Below are 23,820 nucleotides of genomic sequence, written 5' to 3'. Positions count from 1 at the left end.
TCAACGCCCCCAGCGGATCGTCCAGTACGGGCTGCCAGGCCAGTTCCGCCGCGCCGACCAGGCTGTTGTGGTCGAGGGTGCACGGGAGGATGGGGACGCCGCCGCTCTGGCCCCACAGGCTGCGGTCGGCGACGACCGCGCGCAGGCGGTCCGGATCGGCGTCGAGCAGGGTGCGGTGCAGGCCGCCGAGGATGATGCGGTCGGGGTTCAGGATGTTGACCAGGCCGGCCAGGCCGAGGCCCAGGCGGTCGATCAGCGCCTCGGCGGCCGTGCGGACGGTCGGATCGTGGTAGTGGCCGCGCAGCAGGTCGTTGGCCTGCTGGAGCAGGGACACCTCGGGGCCCGGCTCCCGGCCCGCCTCGACGAGCAGGGCCAGCGGGTCCGCCTCGACGTCCAGGCAGCCGCGGCTGCCGCAGTAGCAGGGGCGGCCCTCGGGATTGACCGTGAGGTGGCCGACCTCCAGGGCCAGGCCCGAACTGCCCGTGTGCAGACGGCCGTCGAGGACCAGCGCGCCGCCCACGCCGCGGTGCCCGGTGGCCACGCACAGCAGGTCCCGGGCGCCGCGCCCCGCGCCGTGCCGGTGCTCGGCGAGCGCGGCGAGGTTGACGTCGTTGCCGGCGAACGCCGGCCCGGTGATCCCGGCGGCGCGCACGCACTGTGCGAATATCCGGCGGACCGGCGCCCCCACCGGCCAGTCCAGGTGCAGGGGGTTGAGGGCCAGGCCGTCCGGTTCGGCGACCGCGGACGGCACCGCGAGCCCGGCGCCCACACAGCGCCGGCCGGTGCTCCGCAGCAGCTCGGCGCCCGCCTCGACCACCGAGCCGAGGACCTTCGCCGGGTCGGCGTCCACGGTCTCGCAGCCGGGCGCGGTCGCCACGATCCGGCCGCCCAGGCCGACCAGCGCCGCCCGGAAGCCGTCCGCGTGCACCTGCGCCGCGAGCGCGACGGGCCCGTCCTCGGCGACCTCCAGGCGGTGCGAGGGACGCCCCTGGGAGCCGGCCGGCGCGCCGGGCCGGGCGTCCACCCGGATCAGTCCGAGCGCCTCCAGCTCGGCGGCCACCGCGCCGGCCGTCGCCCGGGTCACCCCCAGTTCGGCGGTCAGCACGGCCCGGGTCGGCGCACGGCCGGTGTGCACGAGCTCCAGAGCGGGGCCGAGCGCCCCACGCCCCCGGTCCAACCGCGTCCTGGACGTGGTCCCTTCCCCCGCCGTCCGGGGGTCCGCCTTGCCGCTCATGACGGTGAGTCTCCCATGATCCCTACAGCGGTCGGCCGACGCCGCAACCTAGAAGCCGCTCACCCGCAGGGTGATGTTCAGCCGCCCGGTCAGCCCGAGCCCGGGCGGCGCCGTCGCGGGGTGCACCCGCGGCACCCCGTGGTAGGCCGACCGGGACGCGCCGCCGAAGACGAACAGGTCGCCGCTGCGCAGTTCGACGTCCGTGTAGGGCTTCGTCCGTGTCTCGGTGTTGCCGAAGCGGAAGACGCAGGTGTCGCCCAGGCTCAGCGACACCACCGGCGCGTCGGACCGCTCGTCGCCGTCGCGGTGCATGCCCATGCGGGCGTCGGCGTCGTAGAAGTTGATCAGTGCGATGTCGTACGGCGTCCCGGTGACCGCGTCCGCCCCGAGCGCCGCGCCGACCGCGCGCCGGCCCAGCTCGTCCAGCCAGACCGGGAAGGGTTTGACCGGCGCGCCGTCGCCGTCGACGACCGTGCGCGCGTAGGCGTACGGGTACCAGTGCCATCCCAGGCAGACCTGGCGGGCGGTCATGGTGCCGCCGCCCGGTGTGCGGACCGTGCGCAGGCCGGCCGGCGGGCGCGCCCACTCCCGGCAGGCCGCCAGCAGCTCCCGCTGGGCCGGGGCGTCCAGCCAGTCCGGGAAGTGCACCGCACCCGGCGCGACCTCGGTGCGCGTCCTCGGGAACAGCTCGGCGTCCATGTGCCCATCCTGCCCGAAGGGCCGCCCGACCGGTCCTGAGCTGCGGCTCCGCTAGCCTGGACGCACGATGAACGAGCGTATGACGACTCCGTGGGGCGAGCTCGAACTGTCCCGGTTCCCCGAGGATCCGCACGACCGGCTGCGTGCCTGGGACGCCTCCGACGCGTATCTGCTGCGGCATCTGGCCCAGGAGCGGATCCCGCTGTCCGGCACGGTCGTGGTCCTCGGCGACCGCTGGGGTGCGCTGGTCACGGCACTGGCGGAGCACCGGCCGACGCAGATCACCGACTCGTTCCTGAGCCAGGAGGCGACCCGGGCGAACCTCGCGCGGGCCGGCGTCGCGCCCGGTGCCGTACGGCTGCTGACCACACAGGATCCGCCGCCCGAGCGGGTCGACGTGCTGCTCGTCCGGGTGCCGAAGAGCCTGGCGCTCCTGGAGGACCAGCTGCTGCGGCTGGCCCCCGCCGTGCACGCGGACACGGTCGTCGTCGGCACCGGGATGGTGAAGGAGATCCACACCTCGACGCTGCGGCTGTTCGAGCGGATCCTCGGCCCGACCCGGACCTCGCTCGCCGAGCAGAAGGCCCGGCTGATCTTCTGCGCCCCGGATCCGGCGCTGGAGCGCGGCGCCAATCCCTGGCCGTACGGTTACACCCTGCCCGAGGGCCTCGGCGCGGTCTCCGGGGCCGCCGTCGTCAATCACGCGGGCGTCTTCTGCGCCGACCGGCTGGACATCGGCACCCGGTTCTTCCTCCAGCACCTGCCCGCGGGCGGGGGCGGGCGCCGGGTCGTGGACCTGGGGTGCGGCAACGGTGTCGTCGGTACGGCGATGGCGCTGGCCGATCCCGATGCCGAGGTGCTGTTCGTGGACGAGTCGTTCCAGGCGGTGGCCTCGGCGGAGGCGACGTACAAGGCGAACGGGGTGCCCGGACACGCGGAGTTCCGGGTCGGGGACGGGCTGGCCGGGGTGGCCGCCGGCAGCGCGGACCTGGTCCTCAACAACCCGCCGTTCCACTCGCACCAGGCGCTGACCGACACGACGGCCTGGCGGATGTTCACCGGGGCGCGGCGCGTGCTGCGCCCCGGCGGCGAGCTGTGGGTGATCGGCAACCGGCACCTGGGGTACCACGTGAAGCTGCGGCGCCTGTTCGGCAACAGCCAACTGGTGGCCGGGGACGCGAAGTTCGTGGTGCTGCGGGCCGTCAAGAAGTAGCGGCCCGCCCGCCGTGCGCGGCCGGCGCCGCCCGGCCGAGCACCCGGATGATCCGCGCCACCTCCCCCGCCATGGCCTCGCGCCCCACGCTGAGGTACTTGCGCGAGTCCACGGCCTCGGGGTGGGCGGCGAGGAAGTCACGGATCGCCCCGGTCATCGCCTGGTTGAGGGCCGTGCCGACGTTGACCTTGGCGATGCCGCCCGCGACCGCCGCGACGAGCCCGTCGTCCGGCACGCCGGAGGAGCCGTGCAGGACGAGCGGTACGGGCACGGCGGCGGACAGCCGTTGAAGGAGCTCGTGGTCGAGGGCGGCGGTGCGGGTCGTCATGGCGTGCACACTGCCGATGGCGACGGCCAGGGCGTCGACCCCGGTCCGCGCGACGAAGGCACGCGCCTCGTCGGGGTCGGTACGGGCACCGGGCGCGTGGGCGTCCAGCGTCGGCGGCCCGACGGGCGCGGACACGCCGGCCCCGGACGGGCCGGGCCCGCTCGGCGCCGACCCGTCACGCCCGCCCGGAGCCACACCGGTTCCGCCCGGCACGGACTCCTCACGCACGCCCGGCGCGGCGTCGTCGGGCCGGCCGGTCGCGTACTCCGGCTGCCCGGTCTTGCCGCCGATCGACCCCAACTCCGCCTCGATCCACAGCCCTTGGGCATGGGCCCAGTCGGCGGCCGCGCGGGTCGCGGCGAGGTTCTGCGCGTACGGCAGCCGGGACGCGTCGTACATGACGGAGCCGAAGCCGGCGCCGGGGGCCTGGCGCAGCAGGTCGTCGCTCTGTACGTGGTCGAGGTGCAACGCCACGGACACACAGGCGCGTTCGGCCGCTGCAACGGCGGCGGCGGCCAGCGGGAGCAGCCGTCCGTAGCGGAACTTCACGGCGTTCTCACTGACTTGGAGGACCACGGGCGACCGGGCCTCCTCGGCGCCGGCGATGACGGCCTCGACGTGTTCCAGGGTGATGATGTTGAAGGCGGCGACGGCGGAGTGCGCGGCGGCGGCGCGGGCGACCAGCTCGCCGGTGGCTGCGAGGGGCACGGCCTCTTCCTTTCCCGAGGGGGCGGTGAACGTCAGGGGGCGAGGATCACCGAGCGGGTGAGGTGGCGTGGCCGGTCGGGGTCGAGGCCCCGGCGGGCGGCGACGGCCACCGCGAGCCGCTGGACGCGCACGAGTTCGGCCAGCGGGTCGAGCCGGCCCTCGATCCACCACCCGCCCGTGGCCCCCACCTGTGCGGCGAGCCCGTCCGGGGCCTCGCCGAGCATCCAGGTCGCCGTGCCCTCGGTGGTGACGCTGATGGGTCCGTGCCGGTACTCCATCGCCGGGTAGGCCTCGGTCCAGGCGAGCGAGGCCTCGCGCATCTTCAGCCCGGCCTCGCTGGCGAGACCGACGGTCCAGCCGCGGCCGAGGAAGGTGAACTGCGTGCACGCGTCGAGCCCCGCGGGCAGGGGTGTCGACAGTGCGGTGCGGGCGTCGGCGACGACGGCGTCGGTGTGCAGGCCCAGGTGGGCGCGGAACAGGGTGAGCGCGCTGGTGGCGAACCGGGTCTGCACGACGGACCGTTCGTCGGCGAAGTCGAGCACGACCACCTCGTCGGCGGCCGTCATCACGGGCGTGTCCGGGTCCGCGGTGACCGCGGTGGTGGGGGTGTGTCCCCTCAGCTTCCCGAGCAGGTCGAGCACTTCGGTGGTGGTGCCGGAGCGGGTGAGGGCCACGACCCGGTCGTACCGGCGGCCGTGGGGGAACTCGGACGCGGCGAAGGCGTCCGTCTCGCCCCGGCCGGCGCTCTCGCGCAAGGCCGCGGCCGCCTGGGCCATGAAGTACGAGGTTCCGCAGCCGACGACGGCGACCCGCTCCCCCGGCGCCGGGAGCGCCGCCGCGCTCCGCTCGGCCTGTCGCGCCGCCCGTGTCCAGCACTCGGGCTGGCTGTTCAGCTCGTCCTCGACATGACTCATGTCGTACCCCTCCCCGGCCACTGATTGTTCTTGCAAGATATAGCGGCGTTTCGCGCACAATCAAGCATTCGAGCGGAAACGAAGTGCGCTAGGGTCGCCGAAAGATCGGGAGATCGAGGAACGGAGGCCGCGGATGTCACGGGACGCACGCTGGAAGGCGTTGCTGGAACTGCTCGTCGAGCGTGGCCGCCTGGACGTCGAGGAGGCGGCGGCCGAGCTGTCGGTCTCGGCCGCGACGATCCGTCGTGACTTCGACCAGCTGGCCGAGCAGCAGATGCTGGTGCGCACCCGGGGCGGGGCCGTGGTCCACGGCGTGTCCTACGAACTGCCGTTGCGCTACAAGACGGCCCGCCGCGCCTCCGAGAAGCAGCGCATCGCGAAGGCGGTCGCGGATCTCGTCGCACCGGGCGAGGCGGTGGGCCTGACCGGCGGCACGACCACCACCGAGGTGGCCCGGGCGCTGGCCGTGCGCGGCGACCTCACCGCCGGCTCACCGGCGCTGACCGTCGTCACCAACGCGCTCAACATCGCCAACGAGCTCGCCGTACGGCCCCAGTTCAAGATCGTGGTGACGGGCGGGGTCGCGCGCCCGCAGTCGTACGAACTCATCGGCCCCCTCGCGGACGGCGTGCTCGGCCAGATCACCCTCGACATGGCCGTGCTCGGGGTGGTCGCCTTCGACGTCACGCACGGCGCGGCCGCGCACGACGAGGAGGAGGCCGCGATCAACCGGCTGCTGTGCGAGCGGGCCGCCCGCGTGGTCGTCGCCGCCGACTCCAGCAAGCTGGGCCGGCGCGCGTTCGCCCGGATCTGCTCGGCCGAGCTGGTGGACACGCTGGTCACCGACACGGCCGTGGGACAGGAGACCGTGCACCGGTTCGAGGAGGCGGGGATCCGGGTCGTCGCCGTGTGACACCCGGCGTGCGGCGTCAGATGCCGTAGGGGTCCGCCCGGACGAAGCCCGCGCCGCGGTGGTCGTTGCAGCCGACCTGGGGCCTGTCGACGGGGTCCTGCCAGGTCAGCTGGGCCTGGAGGGCGACACTCACCAGCGTCATGAGCAGGTCGACGTCGCTCGCGGCGTCGAGGCGTATGGTCACCCACTGCGAACCGGGCACGACACGGATCGCACTGGAGCCGTTGAGGTCCTTGGCGAAGCGGCGGATGGCACGGTCCGTCAGATGCAGATCGACATCCCGGTCCGAGTGGAAGTGGGCGATCTCGCCCCGGGCCGAGCTCACCGCCTGCCCAAGGCCGCAGCTCGGCACGGCCTGTCTCAGGTCCGGCCAAGTCGCCAGTTGCGCGAGTGCGCGCGAGGCCAACGTCATGGGGCCATCATGGCGTGCTCACCCGCTGGCAACCAGCTCGTGAGCAAGCATTAACCGAGCTGTATTCGGTGTTTGTCCGAACACATGGGTCGCAAAGGCCGAAAACGCATGGTCACGGGGGCTGAAAAGCAGATCGGCGGACCGCGGGCCCACGGGCACGAAGTGACCATTGGGGCGCAGGTTTTCGAAGTGACCGGCCCGCGGGCCCGCGACCCCGAGCGGGCGGGCGGATATCCGGATGACAAGCACCTCCCGCCCGGGCACTATCGATCGGTTGTTCCAACGCCCAGGGAGGCACGTCACGTCCGCCAACCCCGAACTCGCGCCCTTCCGGCTGCCGTGGTCCGCCGCCGACCCGGACCGCAATCCCTTCGCCTGGGACGAGGCGGAAGAGGCCCGGCTCACCGAGCTGATCACCTCGATGGTGCCCACGCCCCCTTCCGAGGGCCACAGCAGCGAGGGCTGGGCCTTCTACCACGCGGTCACCGAACTCCTCGCGGCCCGGTACGGCCGCTGGACCTGCGGCTGGCACTGGGGCGTCGGCGAGGGCGGTGGCGGCGGCGTGGTCGCCAGCTGGTGCTGCGTCCCGCACTCGGTGGGGGAACCCGGGCCGACGGCCGCCCGGGTCGTGGACTCGCTGCTGGAGTGGCGCGACTGGCTGGAGGAACTGGCCGACAGGTTCGAGTGGCTGGCCCCGCCGCCCGACGCGAGTGCCGAGGACCGCAGTTGGCACCTGGAGCGGGCGGCGACCCGGCTGATGACGCTGGTGGTGGACCGCACGGGCGCGGAGGACGGCTGGTACGGGCTGTGCACGCTGGTCCTCGTCTGGTTCCTCTCCTCGGCCGGAGTGGAGCCTCAGGAGGCCAGGCGGATGGTCGACGAGGCGATCGGCGGGCGGTTCGCGAGCTGGACCACGCCGAAGCAGACCCTGGTGGACGCGGTGGGCGAGGACCTTGCGGTCCGGGCCACCGGCACCCGGCCGTCCCTCGACGTCTGACGTGCCGGTGACCTCCGACGTGCCGGTGACGTCCGACGCGCTGGCCGTCTGGTGCCGGGTCAGACGGCAGGTCGACTGGGCGTCGGCGGTCCCCATGGACGCGGCGCGCCCCGTCCGGGGGCGCGTCGACGGCCTCGTCGCCTGGTACGACGGCCCCGTGCGGCGGCGCGACCCGGGTCGCGCCGACCGGCTGCACGCCGCGCTGGCCCGCGCCCGCGCCGACGCGGCCCGGGGCGAGCCGCTCGCCCCGAAGCTGCTGGCCGGCTGGCAGCAACTCGTGCTCGGCGAACCCGACATGCCCTTCCGCGACGGCGACGCGTTCGCCAAGGGCGGCCGGGAACGCTACGGCCTGACCGCGCACACCTGGCGGGACTTCGCGGACTGCCTGCGGGAGAGCGGCGACGGCGGCGTTCCGCTCCCGGCCCGCGCCGCCAGGGCCTACCTGGACGTCGCCTTCTTCCACCCCTTCGCGGACGGCAACGCCCGGCTGGCCCTGCTGGCCCTGGCCCATGTGCTCGACCTGGAGGGCGTACGGCTGGACGAGGTCGGGCCGCTGGTCATCGCGCGCTACGCGGACGACGCCGACGGCGCCGCCGATCTGGCGGTCCTGGTGAACGTCCTGATCCGGGCGACGCGACGACGGGCGGGCGGGTAGCCGAAGGGGGCGCGGGGCCGGGCAGCCGGCCGACGCCGGGGGAAGCCGCGCGCTACCGGTCGAAGCCCCGGTGCAGGCGGGCGATGAGCAGGTTCGGGTCCCGCATGGTGTAGTACGCCCCGCCGGCGACGTAGACGGTCCGGTCGCGTACGGCGACGGCGGTCGGGTTGGACAGCCCGGCCTGTCGCGTGAGCACCTCCGTGTGGGTGCCGTCGGGGCGTACCAGGGCCACCCGGTTGCTGGAGATCAGCGCGGCGAGGACGGTGTGCCCGCGCCCGGTGAAGGCGAAGTCGTCGATCCCGGCGAGACCGGTCGCCCGCTTCTCGACCGCGCCCGCGGTGTCGTCAGGACGCACCGGGATGCGCAGCAGCGTCCCCCGGTCGGTGTTGGACACCCACACGGCATGGCCGTGCACCTTGATGCCGTTGGCGCCGACGCCCTCCGAGGGGGCGGGGGCCGGGGTGAGCGCGGCGCCCTTGGCCCACGCGACGGCCTTGCCGCCCGAGCGCGGAATGCGCCAGACGGTGCCGAGCACCGAGTCCGCGGCGTAGAGCACGCCCCGGTGCTCGTCGAGGGCCAGGCCGTTGGGCAGGCCGTCGGCCGGCAGCTTCGCGATCTGACGGGGCGCGCCGCCGCCGCGGGCGATGCGCCAGACACCCGTCTTCGCGGTCCCGGTCGCGTAGGTGACGTAGAGCGTGCCGTCGTGGGCGCGGGCGATGCCGAGGACCATGGCGGCCCGGACGAGGGGTGTGTGCGGGTTCGCCACGGACGGCAGGGTCGCGAGGATGCGGGTGGCCCCCTGCCGGGTGACGTTGGCGACCTGCCGGGCGAACGCGAAGGTCAGGTCGGCGGAGCCGTCGCGTTCGAGCGCGATGTTCTCCGGGGTCCGCCCGGCCGCGAAGTCGAAGTGGGCGACGAGGCGCGCGTCCGAGAGCGCCGGCTCGCCGCCCGACGCGGGGGCCGTGGCGAGCACACCGAGGGCGAGGACGGCCATGGCGATACCGGCCGGACGGGGGAGTCGGGGCATGGGACCTCTTTTCGAGCGGGACGCGGGGCACCGGCATACGGCACCGGACCAACGAAACGGCGCGCCGGTCGGCGCCGACGGCAGCCGTGGCCGGGAGTTCGCCCGCGCGGCCCATGTCAAGGGGCCACCCGGGGTGCACGCGGGTGACACACCCGGGACCGCGGGCCCGCCGCACCCCGGCCACGCGGCGTTTCGGCTCCTCGGCTCCTCGGCTCGACTGTCGACGTGCCTAGGGCCCGTCCTAGACTCGGCAACACGGCTCGGGGGCGCTCCCACCCAGGAGGACGCGATGCTGCGGCACACCCGTCTGCCCGGCGAGTCCGCGGAGTACCTCGCCGCCCGAGAAGAGCTCCGCCTCGCCGAGGTCGACCTCATGCGCCACCGCGAACAGGTGGCGGCCCGGCGACGAGCGCTCCCGCAGGGCCCGCCGGTCGACGACTACGTCTTCCTCGAAGGCCCGGCCGACCTCGGCGCGGGCGACGACCCGGTCCGCGAGGTCGCCCTGAGCGGGCTGTTCACCGCCCCGGACCGGCCGCTGATCGTCTACCACCTGATGTACGGCAAGCTGCAGACCGAGCCCTGTCCGATGTGCACCCTGTGGATCGACGGCTTCAACGGAGTGGCCCACCACATCGCGCGCAGCGCCGACTTCGCGGTCGCCGCTGCCGCCGACCCGCCCGCGCTGCGTCGGCACGCCCGCGACCGCGGCTGGAACCGGCTGCGCCTGCTGAGTTGCGGGGACAGCACGTTCAAGTACGACCTCGGCAGCGAGGACGAGGACGGCGCGCAGGACTCCACGATCTCCGTCTTCACCCGGGACGGAGACGGCACAGTGCGCCACTTCTACTCCATGCATCCCCGCATGGCCCAGGACATCGGCGAGCGCGGCATCGACCTCCTCAATCCCGTCTGGCATCTGCTCGACCTGACACCGGCCGGCCGCGGCGCGTGGTACGCGGGCCTGGACTACTGACCGGCGGCCCGCTTCCGGTCCGCCGCCGACCATTGCCTTGCCCCGATTGCCGTACCCACCTAGCCTGGATTTTGTGCCGCTAATAAACAAACCCCGGGCCCACAGTGTCGTGCCGGCCCCCTCACTCACCCGTCTCCGCACGGCGATCACCGCTTTCTTCGCTCTCGACGGCTTCCTCTTCGCCGGCTGGGTCGTCCGGATCCCCGCGGTCAAGGAGCAGACGGGCGCCTCCACCGGTGCCCTCGGCCTCGCTCTCCTCGGCGTGTCCGCCGGAGCCGTGCTGACCATGACGCTGACCGGCCGCCTGTGCCGCCGCTACGGCAATCACCAGGTCACCGTCGTGTGCGCCGTCCTGCTCTCCCTCAGCGTCGCCCTGCCCCCGCTCACCCACTCCGTGCTCGCCCTGGGCGCGGTCCTGTTCGTGTTCGGCATGGCGTACGGCGGCATCAACGTGGCCTTCAACAGCGCCGCCGTGGACCTGGTGGCGGCGCTCGGACGGCCGGTCATGCCCTCCTTCCACGCGGCGTTCAGCCTGGGCGGCATGGCCGGCGCCGGCCTCGGCGGACTGGTCGCGGGATCCCTCTCCCCCACCCGCCACCTGCTCGGCCTCACCGTGATCGGCCTGCTGGTCACCGCCGCGGCGGGGCACACCCTGCTCCGCCACGAGCCGCCCGTACCGGCACATCGGCCGCCGTCCGGTGACGGCGCCCGGCACCGCCTGGACCCCCGCTCCCGCCGCCTCGTCACCGTCTTCGGCCTGATCGCGCTGTGCACGGCGTACGGCGAGGGAGCCATGGCAGACTGGGGCGCGCTCCACCTCGAACAGGACCTGGACGCCTCGGCGGGCCTCGCGGCAGTCGGGTACTCGTGTTTCGCCCTGGCCATGACCGTCGGGCGGCTCACCGGGACGACGCTCCTCGAACGCCTGGGCCGTTCCCGGACGGTGATCGCCGGCGGCACCACCGCGACGGCCGGCATGCTGCTCGGCTCGTTCGCGCCCTCCGTCTGGGCGGCCCTGATCGGCTTCGCCGTCACGGGACTCGGCCTGGCCAACCTCTTCCCGGTCGCCGTGGAACGGGCGGGCTCCCTCGCCGGCCCCTCCGGCGTCGCGGTCGCCTCCACGTTCGGCTACGGAGGCATGCTCCTCGGACCGCCCGCGATCGGCTTCATGGCCGACTGGTTCTCCCTGCCCACGGCGCTGACCAGCGTCGCGGCACTGTCGGCGATCGCCGCGGCCATCGGCGTCGCGACGCGCCGCGCGGGCACTCCGGATGACGCGGGACCACGCCAAGTCCGGACGACGCAGGACCACGCGAACTCCGCGTGACACAGGACCACGCGAACTCCGGGTGACGCGAGATCACCGGGGCCCCCGGTACGCGCCGGACCGGCCGGTGCGAACCTCACCGGCCGGCGCGGTAACCGGGGGCCTCGATCGCACTCCATCAGGCAGACTCGGCTCCATGGAGACTGCCGATTTCCTTCAGACCCTGGACCGGGAGGGCCGGCTGCTGGCCGCGGCCGCCGAGCAGGCCGGGACCGAGGCCAAGGTGCCGACCTGCCCGGAGTGGCAGGTGCGCGACCTGCTGCGGCACACCGGCGCGGTGCACCGCTGGGCCACCGGGATCGTCGCCGACGGGCACACCACTCCCCGCCCCTTCGGCGATCTCCCGGACCTCGACGGCGCCGAACTGGTGACCTGGTACCGGGACAGCCACCGCCGCCTCGTCGACACCCTGGCCGCCGCGCCCCGCGACCTGGACTGCTGGACCTTCCATCCCGCCCCTTCCCCGTCACCGCTGGCCTTCTGGACCCGCCGACAGGCCCACGAGACGGCGGTGCACCGCTACGACGCGGAGTCCGCGCGCGGAGGCACCCCGTCCCCGATCGCCACGGAGTTCGCGGTGGACGGCATCGACGAGTTGCTGCGCGGTTTCCACGCCCGCTCCAGGAGCCGCGTCCGTACGGACGGGCCGCGCGTGCTGCGGGTGCGGGCGGCCACGGACGCGGACGGGGGCGAGGGCGCCGTGTGGACCGTACGACTGTCGGCGGAGCCACCCGTGACGACGCCGGACGAGGCCGGGGAGGCGGACGCCGAACTGGCCGGTCCCGCCGACCGGTTGTACCTGGCGCTGTGGAACCGGCAGCCCCTGCCGAGCGTGACCGGTGACGCGGCGCTCGCCGCGCTGTGGCGGGAGACGTCCGCGATCTGAGCGGTCGTCAGCCCGTCAACATCCGGGTCAGGACCGCGCGCTGCACCGGCAGGACCTCGCCGTGCAGCGCGCGTCCCCTCTCCGTGAGCGCCACGCGCACGCCCCGCCGGTCCTCCGGGCACATGGCCCGCTCGACGAGGCCGTCCTTCTCCAGACGGGCGATCAGACGGGACAGCGCGCTCTGGCTGAGATGGACCCGGTCGGAGATCTCCTGCACGCGGTAGGCGCAGCCGCCGTCCGCCGCGCGGCCCTCCGAAAGCAGGTCCAGCACCTCGAAGTCACTGGCGCACAGGCCGTGTCCGTGCAGGGCGCGGTCGAGTTCGCACTGGGTGCGGGCGTGCAGTGCCAGGATGTCCCGCCACTGGTCCACGAGCGCCTGCTCGGCCTTCTTCCCCGCCATGAACGCACCGTAGCAGAGAAATGAATTCGTTGCACTGTAATTAATTGCGTATGCATGCGATGCACGTGCATGTAGTGTCGACCGCATGACTTCTCCGCTCACCACCCCCGCGACCCCGTCGTCGGCGGTCCGCTGGACTCCCCGGCTGTGGGGCACCCTGCTCGTGCTCTGCGCCGCGATGTTCCTGGACGCGCTGGACGTGTCGATGGTCGGCGTGGCGCTGCCGTCGATCGGCTCCGACCTCCACCTCTCCACGTCGACGCTGCAATGGATCGTCAGCGGCTACATCCTGGGGTACGGCGGGCTGCTCCTCCTCGGCGGCCGCACCGCCGACCTCCTCGGCCGGCGCCAGGTGTTCCTGGTGGCCCTGGGCGTCTTCGCGCTCGCCTCGCTGCTCGGCGGGCTCGTCGACTCGGGCCCGCTGCTGATCGCCAGCCGCTTCATCAAGGGGCTGAGCGCGGCCTTCACCGCCCCGGCCGGACTGTCCATCATCACCACGACCTTCGCCGAGGGCCCGCTGCGCAACCGTGCCCTGTCCATCTACACCACCTGCGCGGCCACCGGCTTCTCCATGGGCCTGGTGCTGTCCGGCCTGCTCACCGAGGCCAGTTGGCGCCTCACCATGCTGCTGCCCGCGCCGATCGCCGTGCTCGCGCTGCTCGCGGGACTGAAACTGCTGCCGCGCAGCGCACGCGAGGAGGACCACGACGGCTACGACATCCCCGGCGCCGTCCTCGGCACCGCCTCGATGCTGCTGCTCGTCTTCACCGTCGTCCAGGCGCCCGAGGCCGGCTGGGCCTCCGCCCGTACCCTGCTGTCCTTCCTCGCCGTCGCCGTGCTGCTGACCGTCTTCGTCCTGGTCGAGCGGCGCTCGCCGAGCCCGCTGATCCGGCTCGGGGTGCTGCGCTCGGGCAGCCAGGTCCGCGCCCAGCTCGGCGCGCTCGCCTTCTTCGGGTCGTACGTCGGCTTCCAGTTCTTGACCACCCTGTACATGCAGTCGCTGCTCGGCTGGTCGGCGCTGCACACCGCGCTGGCCTTCCTGCCGGCCGGCGCGCTGGTGGCGGTGTCCTCGACGAAGGTCGGCTCGATCGTCGACCGCTTCGGCACCCAGCGGCTGATCGCGGCCGGATTCGCGCTGATGGTCCTCGGGTACGCGCTGTTCCTGCGCGTCGACCTCGACCCGGTGTACGCGGCCGCCGTCCTGCCGTCGATGCTGCTGATCGGCGCGGCCTGCGCGCTCGTCTTCCCCTCGCTCAACATCCAGGCCACCAACGGCGTCGAGGACCACGAGCAGGGCATGGTGTCCGGCCTGCTCAACACGTCGGTCCAGGTGGGCGGCGCGATCTTCCTGGCGGTCGTCACGGCGGTGGTCACCGCGGGCGCCCCCGCCCACGCGACCCCGCAGGCCGTGCTCGACAGCTACCGGCCCGGGTTCCTGGTCGTCACGGGCGTCGCGGCGGCCGGGCTGCTCATCACCCTCACCGGGCTGCGCGGCCGCCGGCCGCGGCGGTCCATCGTGGTCGCCAAGTCCACCCAGGCGGAAACGGACCGTGTGGCGGTTCGTGACTAGAGGGAACGCCTCCGCGCGTGCGCCCGGCGAGGCCCGCTTGCCCCGCCGGGCGCACGCCTGTGAGACTGCCCGGATGGACACACACGGGGGACGGCGCACCGCGGCCGAGCGGGACGCGATGACCATCGAGATCATGTACGCGCTGGCCAGCGCGGCGTTCGTGGCGGCGGTGGTCTTCGGGGCCGTCGCCGGACCGGCGCTGCTCCTCGATCTGCCGGACCTGCCGTCCACGCTGCTGCTGCGTGCGGGAGTGACGCTGGCGCCGGTGGTGTTCGCGATCCGGGTGGTGAGCGTGCTGGTCCGCTTCGAGCGCGCGGCTCAGCCCAGCCAGCCCGGCCTCACCAACCCCGACTCGTAGGCCAGCACGACGAGTTGGGCCCGGTCCCGGGCGCCCAGCTTCACCATCGTGCGGCTCACATGCGTCTTCGCGGTCAGCGGGCTGACGACCAGGCGGCGGGCGATCTCCTCGTTGGACAGGCCGATGCCGACCAGGGCCATCACCTCCCGTTCCCGCTCGGTGAGCCGCATCAGCGCGTCGGCGGCCGCGGGCTCCTTCGAACGGGCCGCGAACTCGGCGATCAGGCGACGCGTCACCCCCGGTGAGAGCAGCGCGTCCCCCTCGACCACTGCCCGCACGGCGCGCAGGAGTTCGTCCGGTTCGGTGTCCTTCACCAGGAAGCCGGAGGCGCCCGAGCGGATCGCCTCGAAGACGTACTCGTCGAGCTCGAAGGTGGTGAGCATGACCACCTTCACGTCCTTCAGCTCCGCGTCGCCGGTGATGCCGCGGGTCGCGGCCAGGCCGTCGAGCAGCGGCATGCGGATGTCCATCAGGACGACGTCGGGGCGCAGTTCGCGCACCGCGCGCACGGCCTGCTCACCGTCGGCCGCCTCACCGGCCACCTCGATGTCCGGCTGCGCGTCGAGCAGCGCCCGGAAGCCGGCGCGCACCAGCGACTGGTCGTCGGCGAGCAGTACTCGGATCACCGGTCCTCCTTGACCGTCAGGGGCAGTACGGCGAGCACCCGGAAGCCGCCGTCGGGGCGCGGGCCCGCCTCGATCGTGCCACCCAGGGCGGCGGCCCGCTCCCGCATCCCGGCCAGCCCGTTCCCGCTGCCGCCCGCGTCCGCGCCGGTCGCGGGACCGTCGTCGTCGATCAGCAGCCGCAAGGCGCCCGCTTCCTGCGCGAGGCGCACGCGCGCGTGCCGCGAACCCGAGTGCCGTACGACATTGGTGAGGGCCTCCTGGACGATGCGGAAGGCCGCGAGGTCGGCGCCCGGGGTGAGGCGCGGCGGCTCCCCCTCGATCTCGACGGTGAGACCCGCGCCCGCCGCCTGTTCCACCAGTTCGGGGAGCCGGTCCAGGCCGGGGGCGGGGGCGCGCGGCGCGGCGCCCGGCGCGCGCAGGGTGTCCAGGACCTGGCGCACCTCCCCGAGCGCCTCCTTGCTCGCCGCCTTGATGGTGGTGAGCGCCGTGCGCGCCTGCTCGGGGTCCGAGTCCAGCAGGGCGAGGCCCACGCCCGCCTGGACGTTGATGACGGAGATGCTGTGCGCGAGGACGTCGTGCAGCTCGCGGGCGATCCGCAGCCGTTCCTCGTCGGCGCGCCGCCGGGCCGCCTGGGCGCGCTCGGCGCGCTCCCGGGCCCACTGTTCGCGCCGCGTCCGGCCCACCTCGGAGACCGCCGCGATGGCGATCACCCAGGTGGCGATGACGAGTTCCTGGCCGATGTCGCCGGGTCCGTCGCCCGGGGGCGGCAGCCGGCGGTAGAGCCAGAGCGCGACCAGGACATGTCCGGCCCAGAGCAGCCCGACGGCCGCCCACGCGGCCCGGCGGTGCCCCGTGACGACGGCGCTGAAGCAGCTCACCGCGACGGTCAGGAAGACCGGTCCGTACGGGTATCCGGCGCCCAGGTAGAGCAGCAGGGCCGTGGCCGTGCCGAAGACGACGAAGACCGGGTGGCGCTTGCGCCACAACAGCAGTCCCGAGGCCACCACCAGCAGCACGCGCCCGAAGGGGTCCAGCGGTTCGCGGCCCTGCTGCCCGTGCTGCGCGAAGTTCGACCCGATCAGCACGAAGGCGGTGATCAGCACGGTGGACCGCCACGGCCAGCGCGCCCCGCGCGGCTCGGCCGCGTCGTCGAAGCGGCTCCACCACGGCGGCCCGTACCGCCACCACTGCGGCGGACCGCCCCCGTGCACGCGCTGCTCTCCCATGGCGGCCACGCTAGACGCCGACGGCCCGAGGCGGCGTCGGCCGGGCGGGGTGATCACACCTACTCCCCGGGGAGTAGGCAGGACCGCCCCGGGAGGCCGGACGTCCGAGGAGGCCGGGCGCCCTACGGGAAGACCAGACCCACCCCGTCGGCGAGCCGGGCCGCCGCGTGCCGGAAGAACGCCGCGCGGTCCTCCACCACCCGGTTGAACTGCCCGAACAGCTCGAACCCGACCAGCCCGTACAACTGCGACCAGGCGGCGACCAGGGCTACGACCGCCTCCGGCGGGAGGTCGGGCGCCAGGTCGGCGGCCATGCGGCGGGCCTCCGGCTCCAGTTCGGCGGGGACGGGGGTGCGGGCCACGCCGCGTCGCTGGTACGCGTCGCGCACGATGCCGATGAACAGGACGCCGACGCGGGCCGCGGGCGGGATCGTCGTCTCGGGCGCCGTGTAGCCGGGCACCGGCGAACCGTAGATCAGCGCGTACTCGTGGGGATGTGCGAGCGCCCAGCCGCGCACGGCCTCGCACACGGCGACCCAGCGCCGGGCGGGGGCGACGTCACCGGCCTCGGCATGGGCGGCCTCGGCAGCTTCCCCCAGGGAGTCGTAGGCGTCGATGATGAGCGCGGTCAGCAGGTCGTCGCGGCTGGGGAAGTAGCGGTACAGCGCGGAGGAGACCATGCCGAGCTCGCGGGCCACGGCCCGCAGCGAGAGCTTGCTGGCACCGTCCGCCGCGAGCTGTCTGCGGGCCTCGTCCTTGATGGCCGCGGTTACTTCGATCCTGGCTCGCGCGCGGACGCCCTTTGCGGTGCTCATGGGAGCAGTCTGCCATGGAGCGAGAGCGGTGCACACAATCGAGAGCGCTGCTCTTGCTTGCGAGCACCGATCTCAGGCACACTCTTCTCCAGCGAGAGCACTGCTCTCCGAATAGGGAGTGCAGCCGCTGCTCTCCCACTCTCAGGGGGTCTCCATGTCCACGTCCACGCATGTCAAGAAGCCCGGCTGGTTCACCGTCAACGTCCTCAACCGCTTCGTCGCCTGGCTCACCCGTCGCGGCCTCAGCGTGTGGGGCTCCCGGGTCCTGGCGGTGCGCGGCCGCAAGAGCGGCGAGTGGCGGACCACCCCCGTGAACCTGCTGACCGTGGACGGACAGCAGTACCTGCTCGCCCCGCGCGGCCACGTCCAGTGGACGCACAACATGCGCGCGGCCGGCGGCGGCGAGCTGCGGCTGGGCAAGAACGTGGACGTGTTCACCGCGACCGAGATCGCCGACGAGGACAAGGTCCCGCTGCTGCGCGCGTACCTCAAGCGCTGGAAGGCCGAGGTCGGCATCTTCTTCGACGGGGTCGGCCCCGACTCACCCGACGACGACCTGCGCCGCATCGCTCCCAACCACCCGGTCTTCCGGGTCACCGTCAAGAGCTGACGGGCTCCTCCGCCGCGGCGGGCGGCCGCCGGTCCAGCGCGGTCAGGGCGCGCTGGGCCATGGGGTGGCTGCGGACCAGCTCGCCCAGGGACGTCGAGCCCCGCGTGATGTCCCGGAAGGCGCGCCACGCGGGCCTGAATCCGGTGAGGGCCGCGTGGAACAGTCCGGGCCGGCGCTCGAACGCCGCCAGCATCCGCTTGCCGACGCTCATCTCGACGCCCAGGCCCGCCTTGATCGCGAACGCGTAGTTCAGGGCCTGGCGTCGGGTGTCCACGGCGTCGTGCGCCTCGGCGATCCGGACCGCCCACTCCCCCGCGAGCCGCCCCGAGCGCAGCGCGAACGAGATGCCCTCGCGGGTCCACGGCTCCAGGAGCCCCGCCGCGTCGCCGCACACCAGCACCCGGCCGCGCGACAGCGGCGAGTCGTCGGCCCGGCACCGGGTCAAGTGCCCGGAGGAGATGGACGGTTCGAAGCCGGCGAGCCCGAGCCGGGCGATGAAGTCCTCCAAGTACCGCTTGGTGGCGGCGCCTTCGCCGCGCGCCGAGATCACACCGACCGTCAGCGTGTCGCCCTTGGGGAAGACCCAGCCGTAACTGCCGGGCATCGGGCCCCAGTCGATGAGGACGCGGCCCTGCCAGTCCTCGGCGACCGTCTGCGGCACCGGGATCTCCGCCTCCAGGCCGAGGTCGACCTGGTCCAGCTTGACCCCGACGTGTCCCCCTATCCTGCTGGCGCTGCCGTCGGCGCCCACCACGGCCCGGGCGAGCAGGGTCTCGCCGCCCTGCAGCACGACGGCGACCGTGCGCCGGTCCGGCACGGCCGATCCGTGCTGCTCGACCCGCTGCACGGTGACGCCGGTGCGCAGCTCGGCGCCGGCCTTCTGCGCGTGCTCGACGAGCTGCTGGTCGAACTCGGGCCGGTTGATCAGCCCGAACAGCATCTGCTTGGAACGGCGGGTACGGGTGAAGCGCCCGTTGTTCGAGAAGGTGACCGCGTGCACCCGGTCCCTGAGCGGCAGCTCGAAGCCGGGCGGCAGCGCGTCCCGCGAGGGGCCGATGATGCCTCCGCCGCAGGTCTTGTAGCGAGGCAGCTCGGCCTTCTCCAGCAACAGCACGCGCCGTCCCGTGACCGCTGCCGCGTAGGCCGCCGAGGCCCCCGCCGGTCCCGCGCCCACCACGACGACGTCCCACATCCGCTGCACGTCGTCCGCCGAAGAGTTCTCGCCGCTCACGATGGTCCGCTGCTCCGATCAAAGCCGTCTGCCGCACCTGTCCCCCGCATCCTACGGCGGCTGTCGTCGCAGGCCACTGTGCGAGGATCGGTGTATCCACAGGTACAACGTCGCACCTACGAGGAGCGTGCCCATGTCGTCGAATCCGGTCGCCGAGACCGTGGCCTCGCTGCTGCCCAGAGCGAAGGCCGAGCTCGCCGAGCTGGTGGCCTTCAGGTCGGTGGCGGACTTCGACCAGTTCCCGAGGAGCGAGAGCGAGGCCGCCGCGAACTGGGTCGCCGACGCGCTGCGCGCCGAGGGCTTCGAGGACGTGGCCCTGCTCGACACCCCGGACGGCACGCAGTCGGTCTACGGCCACCTGCGCGGCCCCGCGGGCGCGAAGACGGTTCTGCTGTACGCCCACTACGACGTCCAGCCGCCGCTGGACGAGGCCGCCTGGACCACCCCGCCCTTCGAACTGACCGAGCGTGACGGCCGTTGGTACGGCCGCGGTGCCGCCGACTGCAAGGGCGGCCTGATCATGCACCTGCTCGCGCTGCGCGCCCTGAAGGCGAACGGCGGCGTCCCGGTGCACGTCAAGGTGATCGCCGAGGGCTCGGAGGAGATGGGCACGGGCGGCCTGGAGCGGTACGCCGAGCAGCACCCCGAGCTGCTCACGGCGGACACGATCGTCATCGGCGACGCGGGCAACTTCCGTGTCGGCCTGCCGACCGTCACCACCACCCTGCGCGGCATGACCATGGTCCGGCTGCAGATCGACACCCTCGCGGGCAACCTGCACTCCGGCCAGTTCGGCGGTGCCGCCCCGGACGCCCTGGCCGCGCTGATCCGGGTCCTGGACTCGCTGCGCGCCGAGGACGGCTCCACGACCGTCGACGGGCTCACCCCCGACACCCGGTGGGAGGGGCTGGAGTACGACGAGGAGCAGTTCCGCAAGGACGCCAAGGTGCTGGACGGCGTCGGGCTGATCGGCGACGGCCCGGTCGCCGACCGGATCTGGGCCCGCCCGGCCGTCACGGTCATCGGCATCGACTGCCCGCCGGTCGTCGGCGCCACCCCGTCCGTGCAGGCGAGCGCCCGCGCCCTGATCAGCCTGCGCGTGCCGCCGGGCGTGGACGCGTCCGAGGCGACCAAGCTCCTGGAGGCCCACCTGGAGGCGCACACGCCGTGGGGCGCCCGGGCGCGGATCGAGCAGGTCGGCCAGGGTCAGGCGTTCCGCGCCGACACCGACAGCCCGGCGTACCAGGCGATGGCCGAGGCCATGGCGGTCGCCTACCCGGACGAGACGATGCAGTACGCCGGTCAGGGCGGCTCGATCCCGCTGTGCAACACCCTGGCGAGCCTGTACCCGGAGGCGGAGATCCTGCTGATCGGCCTGAGCGAGCCGGAGGCGCAGATCCACGCGGTCAACGAGAGCGTGTCCCCCGAGGAGTTGGAGCGGCTGTCGGTGGCGGAGGCGCTGTTCCTGCGCAACTACGCGGCGGGCTGAACCGTTCTGCCGACAGCCGAGGGCCCTCGCTCGCGGGCGGGGGCCTCCCTACGGTCGGCGCATGGACGTCATCGAGATCCTGCCCCGCCTCCACCTCCTGCGCTTCCCGGTCGGCCAGGCCTATCTCTGGCGCGACGGCGACGAGTCGACGCTGATCGACGCCGGGACGATCGGCGCCGGCCGGACGATCGCCGACGCGGTCACGGCGCTGGGGCGGGCCCCGTCGGACGTACGGCGGATCGTGCTCACCCACTTCCACGAGGACCACGTGGGCGGGGCGGGCGAGTTCGCCGCGCTGAGCGGCGCGCGGGTGCTGGCGCACCGGTCGGACGCCCCGTTCGTCCGCGGTGAGCTCCCCGGGCCGCCGCCGGTCTTCGAGGACTGGGAGCTGCCGATCCACGCCGCGGCGGCCGAGCACCTGCCCCCGGGCGACCCGGTCCGCCCGGACAGCGTCGGCGAGCTGTCCGACGGTGACGTCCTCGACTTCGGCGGCGGCGCCCGCGTGGTCCACGCCCCGGGTCACACGGACGGCAGTATCGCGATCCATCTGCCGGAACACGGTGTGCTGTTCACGGGCGACGCGGTGGCCGCGTCGCCCGTGACCGGTTCGGTCATGCCCGGCGTCCTCAACCTGGACCGCGCCCGCACCCTCGCGTCGTTCCGCCGTCTGGCGGAGCTCGACACCGAGGTGGCCTGTTTCGGTCACGGCGATCCGGTCGTCGGGCGGGCCTCGGCGGTACTGAGGAAGGCGGCGGACGCGTACGGGGTGCCGGGCTGATCACGGGGCCGTGGCGGTGACCTCGGGGCCGCGCAGGTGGCCACGCGTCCCTGCCGGTGGCCCATCGCCCCGCCGGTGGCCGCGCTCGCGGTCCCGGGCCTCAGCCCACCGGGATCCCCGCCTCCAGATACAGCGCCGCACCACGCTCGCGGGCCCGCAGGGCCCAGCGCAGGCGCTCGTAGCGCACGGGCGGCAGCAGGTCGGCGGCCTCCTGCTCGGTGACGAAGCGCCACTCGCGCAGTTCGGGCCCGGGCAGCAGCAGCCGGCCGGCCTCGGCCGCGTCGAGGCGGCCGCCGTCGAAGAGGAGCCGCAGTCCGCCGTAGCCGGGGGGCGCCGGCGGTTCCCAGTCCACGACGAGCAGTCGCGGTACGTCCTCCAGCCGGATGCCCGTCTCCTCGGCGACCTCGCGGATCCCGGCGCGGGCAGGGGCCTCCCCGGACTCGACGACTCCGCCCGGGAACTCCCAGCCGGCCTTGTAGGTGGGGTCGACGAGCAGGAAGCGGTCCCGCTCGTCGAACAGGAGCACCCCGGACGCCACGGTCTCGGCGGTGGGTTCCGGGGTCTGGACGATGTCGCACGGGGCGACGTCGCCGCTGCCGACGGCCTCGGCGATGCGAACGGCCGTCTCGTACGGGGTGAGGGCGCTGGTGTCGACGAGGTGGGCGTCGGCGGTGAGCCAGGAGGCGAGGGCGGCGCGGTAGGGCTCGATGTGGTCGTACGACCACTGGCGGACGCGCATCTCGCCGTCGGGAAGGTCCGGCGGGACCTCCCGCCCGGCTATCCGCTCCCGCAGGATCGTTTCGGCCGGGGCGAGGAGGAGGTGCCGGACGGGGATGCGGCGGGCGGCGAGGCCGCCGAAGATCTCGTCGCGGTACTCCTGGCGCAGCAGGGTCATCGGGACCACGAGCGTCCCGCCGAGCTCGGCGAGCATCGCGGCGGCCGTGTCGATCACGAGCCGTCGCCACATCGGCAGGTCCTGGAAGTCGCCGACCTCGGCGAGGTGCTTGGGCGGCAGCAGGTGCGTGAGTGCTCCCCCGATGACCTCGGGGTCGAAGAGCGTGCTGTTCGGGATCAGCTCGATCAGTTCCCGTGCGGTGGTGGTCTTCCCCGCACCGAACGCGCCGTTGATCCAGACGACCGTCACGGACTCCCCCTCTTCTATTGGCCCCCAGTGGCTTGCCCGCTCCACACTGCCACGGAAACCAGCCCCAGTTGAGGGGGCCCACCGGCGGCGTGCCGGTGCCCCGCGACGGGGGCACCGGCACCGCGCGGCACCTTTCGTCCCTTCCTACTCCTGTCCCAGGGCGTTCTGGTCGACGGCGAAGCTGTCCTCGCTGACCAGGTGACCGACCGTGTCGAGGGTGTCCGACACGTTCAGATCGCCTTGCGCGTGGTCCTCGGTGCCGTGGGACGGGGTGATGGCGGCCACGACGAATCCGGTGGCCAGGGAGGCGATGGCGAGCATGCTGCGCTTCTTCATGCCCGGATCAACTACGCAGGCGGTCGGGGGTCACGCGGATCACCGCGGTTCCCGGCTCGGGCTCGACCGCCGAGCGGCTCGGGGTCGACCGCCGAGCGGTTCGGCGGCGGCCGTCGGCCGGGGCGAAACCCCGTGGCCACATGATCATGTCACCGGTATCGTCCGAGCCCCAGGCCTGCCCGGAACACGCGGGCCCACGACCCCGAAGGCGCTTCCCATGACCAGCCCCCGACCGACCACGACCCTCTGGCGCCCCACGGGCCCCAAGGAGCTCGACCTGGTCCGTGAGCTGGACTGGCGCGCCTGGCCGCCGCGACTGCCCGAGCAGCCGATCTTCTATCCGGTCCTCAACGAGGACTACGCGATCAGGATCGCCCGGGACTGGAACGTCAAGCACGACGGCGCCGGATTCGTGACGCGCTTCGAGGTCGACTCGGAGTTCCTCGGCCGCTATCCCGTCCAGCAGGCGGGCGGCGAGACGATCCTCGAACTGTGGGTGCCCGCCGAGGAGCTGGACGAGTTCAACGCCCACATCGTCGGCACCATCGAGGTCGTCCACGAGTTCCACTGACCCGGCGTGCGGTCCGCGTCGCCAGGTGATCGCGTCGGAACATCCGATGTCCTGCCACACCCGAGGGCGCAGGGCGAACAGGCCCAACCAGGTCTGTTCCCTTGCCCCTTCCCGGGGTGCGATTCAACACAACCGAACGCGCGGGTTGGATCTCACTCTCAACCGGCCTCGCCGTCAAGGGTTTTGACGGGATATCGAACCAACGTTACCGCACCCCTTCCACCACAGTCCAACACGTCCTACCGTAAACGCGCACCGATGACGCGCACATGCCGTCATCCCACTGTCGCGAGTCGGAGGAAACGTAACGATGCGTCACCCTCACACCCGCACTACCCGCCGAAGAGTGGTCGGAGCGCTCACCGCAGGACTCCTGTGTG

General features: G+C 73.3%; 26 protein-coding genes. 13 read left to right on the top strand and 13 right to left on the bottom strand.

Going from position 1 to position 23,820, the window contains the following annotated elements; genetic code table 11:
• Positions 1-1,234 (bottom strand): ROK family protein (locus IPZ69_RS40295; protein ID WP_235459713.1); only part of this gene is annotated, 1,234 nt, incomplete at its 3' end.
• Positions 1,235-1,282: 48 nt separating this feature from the next.
• Complete coding sequence (locus IPZ69_RS40290) at positions 1,283-1,933, bottom strand: alpha-ketoglutarate-dependent dioxygenase AlkB family protein (RefSeq protein WP_235459712.1); 651 nt, start codon at positions 1,931-1,933, stop codon at positions 1,283-1,285.
• 79 nt (positions 1,934-2,012) lie between these two features.
• Here IPZ69_RS40290 and IPZ69_RS40285 point away from each other — a divergent pair, with 79 nt between their 5' ends.
• Positions 2,013-3,146: a methyltransferase gene (locus IPZ69_RS40285; RefSeq protein ID WP_235459714.1), complete on the top strand. Its 1,134-nt coding sequence runs from the start codon at positions 2,013-2,015 to the stop codon at positions 3,144-3,146.
• On the opposite strand, the gene IPZ69_RS40280 is transcribed toward IPZ69_RS40285, so the two are convergent.
• On the bottom strand, positions 3,136-4,182 hold the full coding sequence (locus IPZ69_RS40280; RefSeq protein ID WP_235459711.1) for a class II fructose-bisphosphate aldolase: 1,047 nt from the start codon (positions 4,180-4,182) through the stop codon (positions 3,136-3,138). The two genes, IPZ69_RS40285 and IPZ69_RS40280, sit on opposite strands and share 11 nt — an antisense overlap.
• 32 nt (positions 4,183-4,214) lie before the next feature.
• Positions 4,215-5,096, bottom strand: coding sequence for an SIS domain-containing protein (locus tag IPZ69_RS40275; RefSeq protein ID WP_235459710.1), 882 nt, complete (start codon positions 5,094-5,096; stop codon positions 4,215-4,217).
• 133 nt (positions 5,097-5,229) lie between these two features.
• Between IPZ69_RS40275 and IPZ69_RS40270 the strand changes: the two genes are divergently transcribed.
• A complete protein-coding gene (locus tag IPZ69_RS40270; protein ID WP_235459709.1) occupies positions 5,230-6,009 on the top strand; it encodes a DeoR/GlpR family DNA-binding transcription regulator in 780 nt (259 codons plus the stop codon).
• A gap of 16 nt (positions 6,010-6,025) precedes the next feature.
• On the opposite strand, the gene IPZ69_RS40265 is transcribed toward IPZ69_RS40270, so the two are convergent.
• Complete coding sequence (locus IPZ69_RS40265; RefSeq protein ID WP_235459708.1) at positions 6,026-6,421, bottom strand: luciferase domain-containing protein; 396 nt, start codon at positions 6,419-6,421, stop codon at positions 6,026-6,028.
• Between the two features lie 274 nt (positions 6,422-6,695).
• Here IPZ69_RS40265 and IPZ69_RS40260 point away from each other — a divergent pair, with 274 nt between their 5' ends.
• Both IPZ69_RS40260 and IPZ69_RS40255 read left to right on the top strand, forming a co-directional pair.
• On the top strand, positions 6,696-7,418 hold the full coding sequence (locus IPZ69_RS40260) for a hypothetical protein (RefSeq protein WP_235459707.1): 723 nt from the start codon (positions 6,696-6,698) through the stop codon (positions 7,416-7,418).
• A gap of 7 nt (positions 7,419-7,425) precedes the next feature.
• Complete coding sequence (locus tag IPZ69_RS40255) at positions 7,426-8,073, top strand: Fic family protein (RefSeq protein WP_235459706.1); 648 nt, start codon at positions 7,426-7,428, stop codon at positions 8,071-8,073.
• Between the two features lie 52 nt (positions 8,074-8,125).
• Here the strand turns inward: IPZ69_RS40255 and IPZ69_RS40250 are convergent, their stop codons facing one another.
• Positions 8,126-9,100, bottom strand: coding sequence for a hypothetical protein (locus IPZ69_RS40250; protein WP_235459705.1), 975 nt, complete (start codon positions 9,098-9,100; stop codon positions 8,126-8,128).
• 289 nt (positions 9,101-9,389) lie between these two features.
• Here IPZ69_RS40250 and IPZ69_RS40245 point away from each other — a divergent pair, with 289 nt between their 5' ends.
• The 3 genes from IPZ69_RS40245 to IPZ69_RS40235 all read left to right on the top strand — a co-directional run bounded on the left by IPZ69_RS40245 (position 9,390) and on the right by IPZ69_RS40235 (position 12,286).
• Positions 9,390-10,073, top strand: coding sequence for a DUF899 family protein (locus IPZ69_RS40245; RefSeq protein ID WP_235459704.1), 684 nt, complete (start codon positions 9,390-9,392; stop codon positions 10,071-10,073).
• A gap of 109 nt (positions 10,074-10,182) precedes the next feature.
• A complete protein-coding gene (locus IPZ69_RS40240) occupies positions 10,183-11,400 on the top strand; it encodes an MFS transporter (protein WP_235459703.1) in 1,218 nt (405 codons plus the stop codon).
• Positions 11,401-11,536: 136 nt separating this feature from the next.
• Positions 11,537-12,286, top strand: coding sequence for a maleylpyruvate isomerase family mycothiol-dependent enzyme (locus tag IPZ69_RS40235; RefSeq protein ID WP_235459702.1), 750 nt, complete (start codon positions 11,537-11,539; stop codon positions 12,284-12,286).
• Positions 12,287-12,293: 7 nt separating this feature from the next.
• Here the strand turns inward: IPZ69_RS40235 and IPZ69_RS40230 are convergent, their stop codons facing one another.
• Positions 12,294-12,686: a MarR family winged helix-turn-helix transcriptional regulator gene (locus IPZ69_RS40230; RefSeq protein WP_235459701.1), complete on the bottom strand. Its 393-nt coding sequence runs from the start codon at positions 12,684-12,686 to the stop codon at positions 12,294-12,296.
• Positions 12,687-12,771: 85 nt separating this feature from the next.
• Here IPZ69_RS40230 and IPZ69_RS40225 point away from each other — a divergent pair, with 85 nt between their 5' ends.
• Positions 12,772-14,256 carry an MFS transporter gene (locus IPZ69_RS40225; RefSeq protein WP_235459700.1) on the top strand — a complete coding sequence of 495 codons (1,485 nt, stop codon included), beginning with the start codon at positions 12,772-12,774 and terminating at the stop codon, positions 14,254-14,256.
• A gap of 73 nt (positions 14,257-14,329) precedes the next feature.
• Positions 14,330-14,614: a DUF6332 family protein gene (locus tag IPZ69_RS40220; protein ID WP_235459699.1), complete on the top strand. Its 285-nt coding sequence runs from the start codon at positions 14,330-14,332 to the stop codon at positions 14,612-14,614.
• Here the strand turns inward: IPZ69_RS40220 and IPZ69_RS40215 are convergent.
• From IPZ69_RS40215 to IPZ69_RS40205, 3 genes are all read right to left on the bottom strand, one after another.
• Complete coding sequence (locus tag IPZ69_RS40215; RefSeq protein ID WP_235459698.1) at positions 14,575-15,240, bottom strand: response regulator transcription factor; 666 nt, start codon at positions 15,238-15,240, stop codon at positions 14,575-14,577. The two genes, IPZ69_RS40220 and IPZ69_RS40215, sit on opposite strands and share 40 nt — an antisense overlap.
• Positions 15,237-16,466, bottom strand: coding sequence for a sensor histidine kinase (locus tag IPZ69_RS40210; RefSeq protein WP_235459697.1), 1,230 nt, complete (start codon positions 16,464-16,466; stop codon positions 15,237-15,239). The genes IPZ69_RS40215 and IPZ69_RS40210 overlap by 4 nt, the downstream gene beginning before the upstream one ends.
• Before the next feature lie 122 nt (positions 16,467-16,588).
• The gene (locus IPZ69_RS40205) at positions 16,589-17,281 is read right to left on the bottom strand and encodes a TetR/AcrR family transcriptional regulator (RefSeq protein WP_235459696.1); all 693 of its coding nucleotides are present in this window, start codon (positions 17,279-17,281) and stop codon (positions 16,589-16,591) included.
• A gap of 154 nt (positions 17,282-17,435) precedes the next feature.
• Here IPZ69_RS40205 and IPZ69_RS40200 point away from each other — a divergent pair, with 154 nt between their 5' ends.
• The gene (locus IPZ69_RS40200; protein ID WP_235459695.1) at positions 17,436-17,891 is read left to right on the top strand and encodes a nitroreductase family deazaflavin-dependent oxidoreductase; all 456 of its coding nucleotides are present in this window, start codon (positions 17,436-17,438) and stop codon (positions 17,889-17,891) included.
• Here IPZ69_RS40200 and IPZ69_RS40195 read toward each other — a convergent pair.
• A complete protein-coding gene (locus tag IPZ69_RS40195; RefSeq protein ID WP_235459694.1) occupies positions 17,881-19,122 on the bottom strand; it encodes a geranylgeranyl reductase family protein in 1,242 nt (413 codons plus the stop codon). The two genes, IPZ69_RS40200 and IPZ69_RS40195, sit on opposite strands and share 11 nt — an antisense overlap.
• Before the next feature lie 133 nt (positions 19,123-19,255).
• Between IPZ69_RS40195 and IPZ69_RS40190 the strand changes: the two genes are divergently transcribed.
• A complete protein-coding gene (locus IPZ69_RS40190; RefSeq protein ID WP_235459693.1) occupies positions 19,256-20,611 on the top strand; it encodes a dipeptidase in 1,356 nt (451 codons plus the stop codon).
• 61 nt (positions 20,612-20,672) lie between these two features.
• Positions 20,673-21,389 carry an MBL fold metallo-hydrolase gene (locus IPZ69_RS40185; protein WP_235459692.1) on the top strand — a complete coding sequence of 239 codons (717 nt, stop codon included), beginning with the start codon at positions 20,673-20,675 and terminating at the stop codon, positions 21,387-21,389.
• A gap of 100 nt (positions 21,390-21,489) precedes the next feature.
• Here the strand turns inward: IPZ69_RS40185 and IPZ69_RS40180 are convergent, their stop codons facing one another.
• On the bottom strand, positions 21,490-22,533 hold the full coding sequence (locus IPZ69_RS40180) for an NUDIX hydrolase (protein ID WP_235459691.1): 1,044 nt from the start codon (positions 22,531-22,533) through the stop codon (positions 21,490-21,492).
• Positions 22,534-22,677: 144 nt separating this feature from the next.
• On the bottom strand, positions 22,678-22,869 hold the full coding sequence (locus IPZ69_RS40175) for a hypothetical protein (RefSeq protein WP_235459690.1): 192 nt from the start codon (positions 22,867-22,869) through the stop codon (positions 22,678-22,680).
• Between the two features lie 217 nt (positions 22,870-23,086).
• On the opposite strand from IPZ69_RS40175, the gene IPZ69_RS40170 reads away from it, so the two are divergent.
• The gene (locus tag IPZ69_RS40170; protein ID WP_235459689.1) at positions 23,087-23,440 is read left to right on the top strand and encodes a hypothetical protein; all 354 of its coding nucleotides are present in this window, start codon (positions 23,087-23,089) and stop codon (positions 23,438-23,440) included.
• The last annotated feature ends 380 nt before the right edge of the window (positions 23,441-23,820 follow it).

The organism is Streptomyces olivochromogenes (assembly GCF_021538895.1).
Classification (GTDB): Bacteria; Actinomycetota; Actinomycetes; order Streptomycetales; family Streptomycetaceae; genus Streptomyces; species Streptomyces olivochromogenes_A.
The sequence above is the reverse complement of the archived record's forward strand: the minus strand, read 5'-3'. Positions and strand labels throughout refer to the sequence as shown.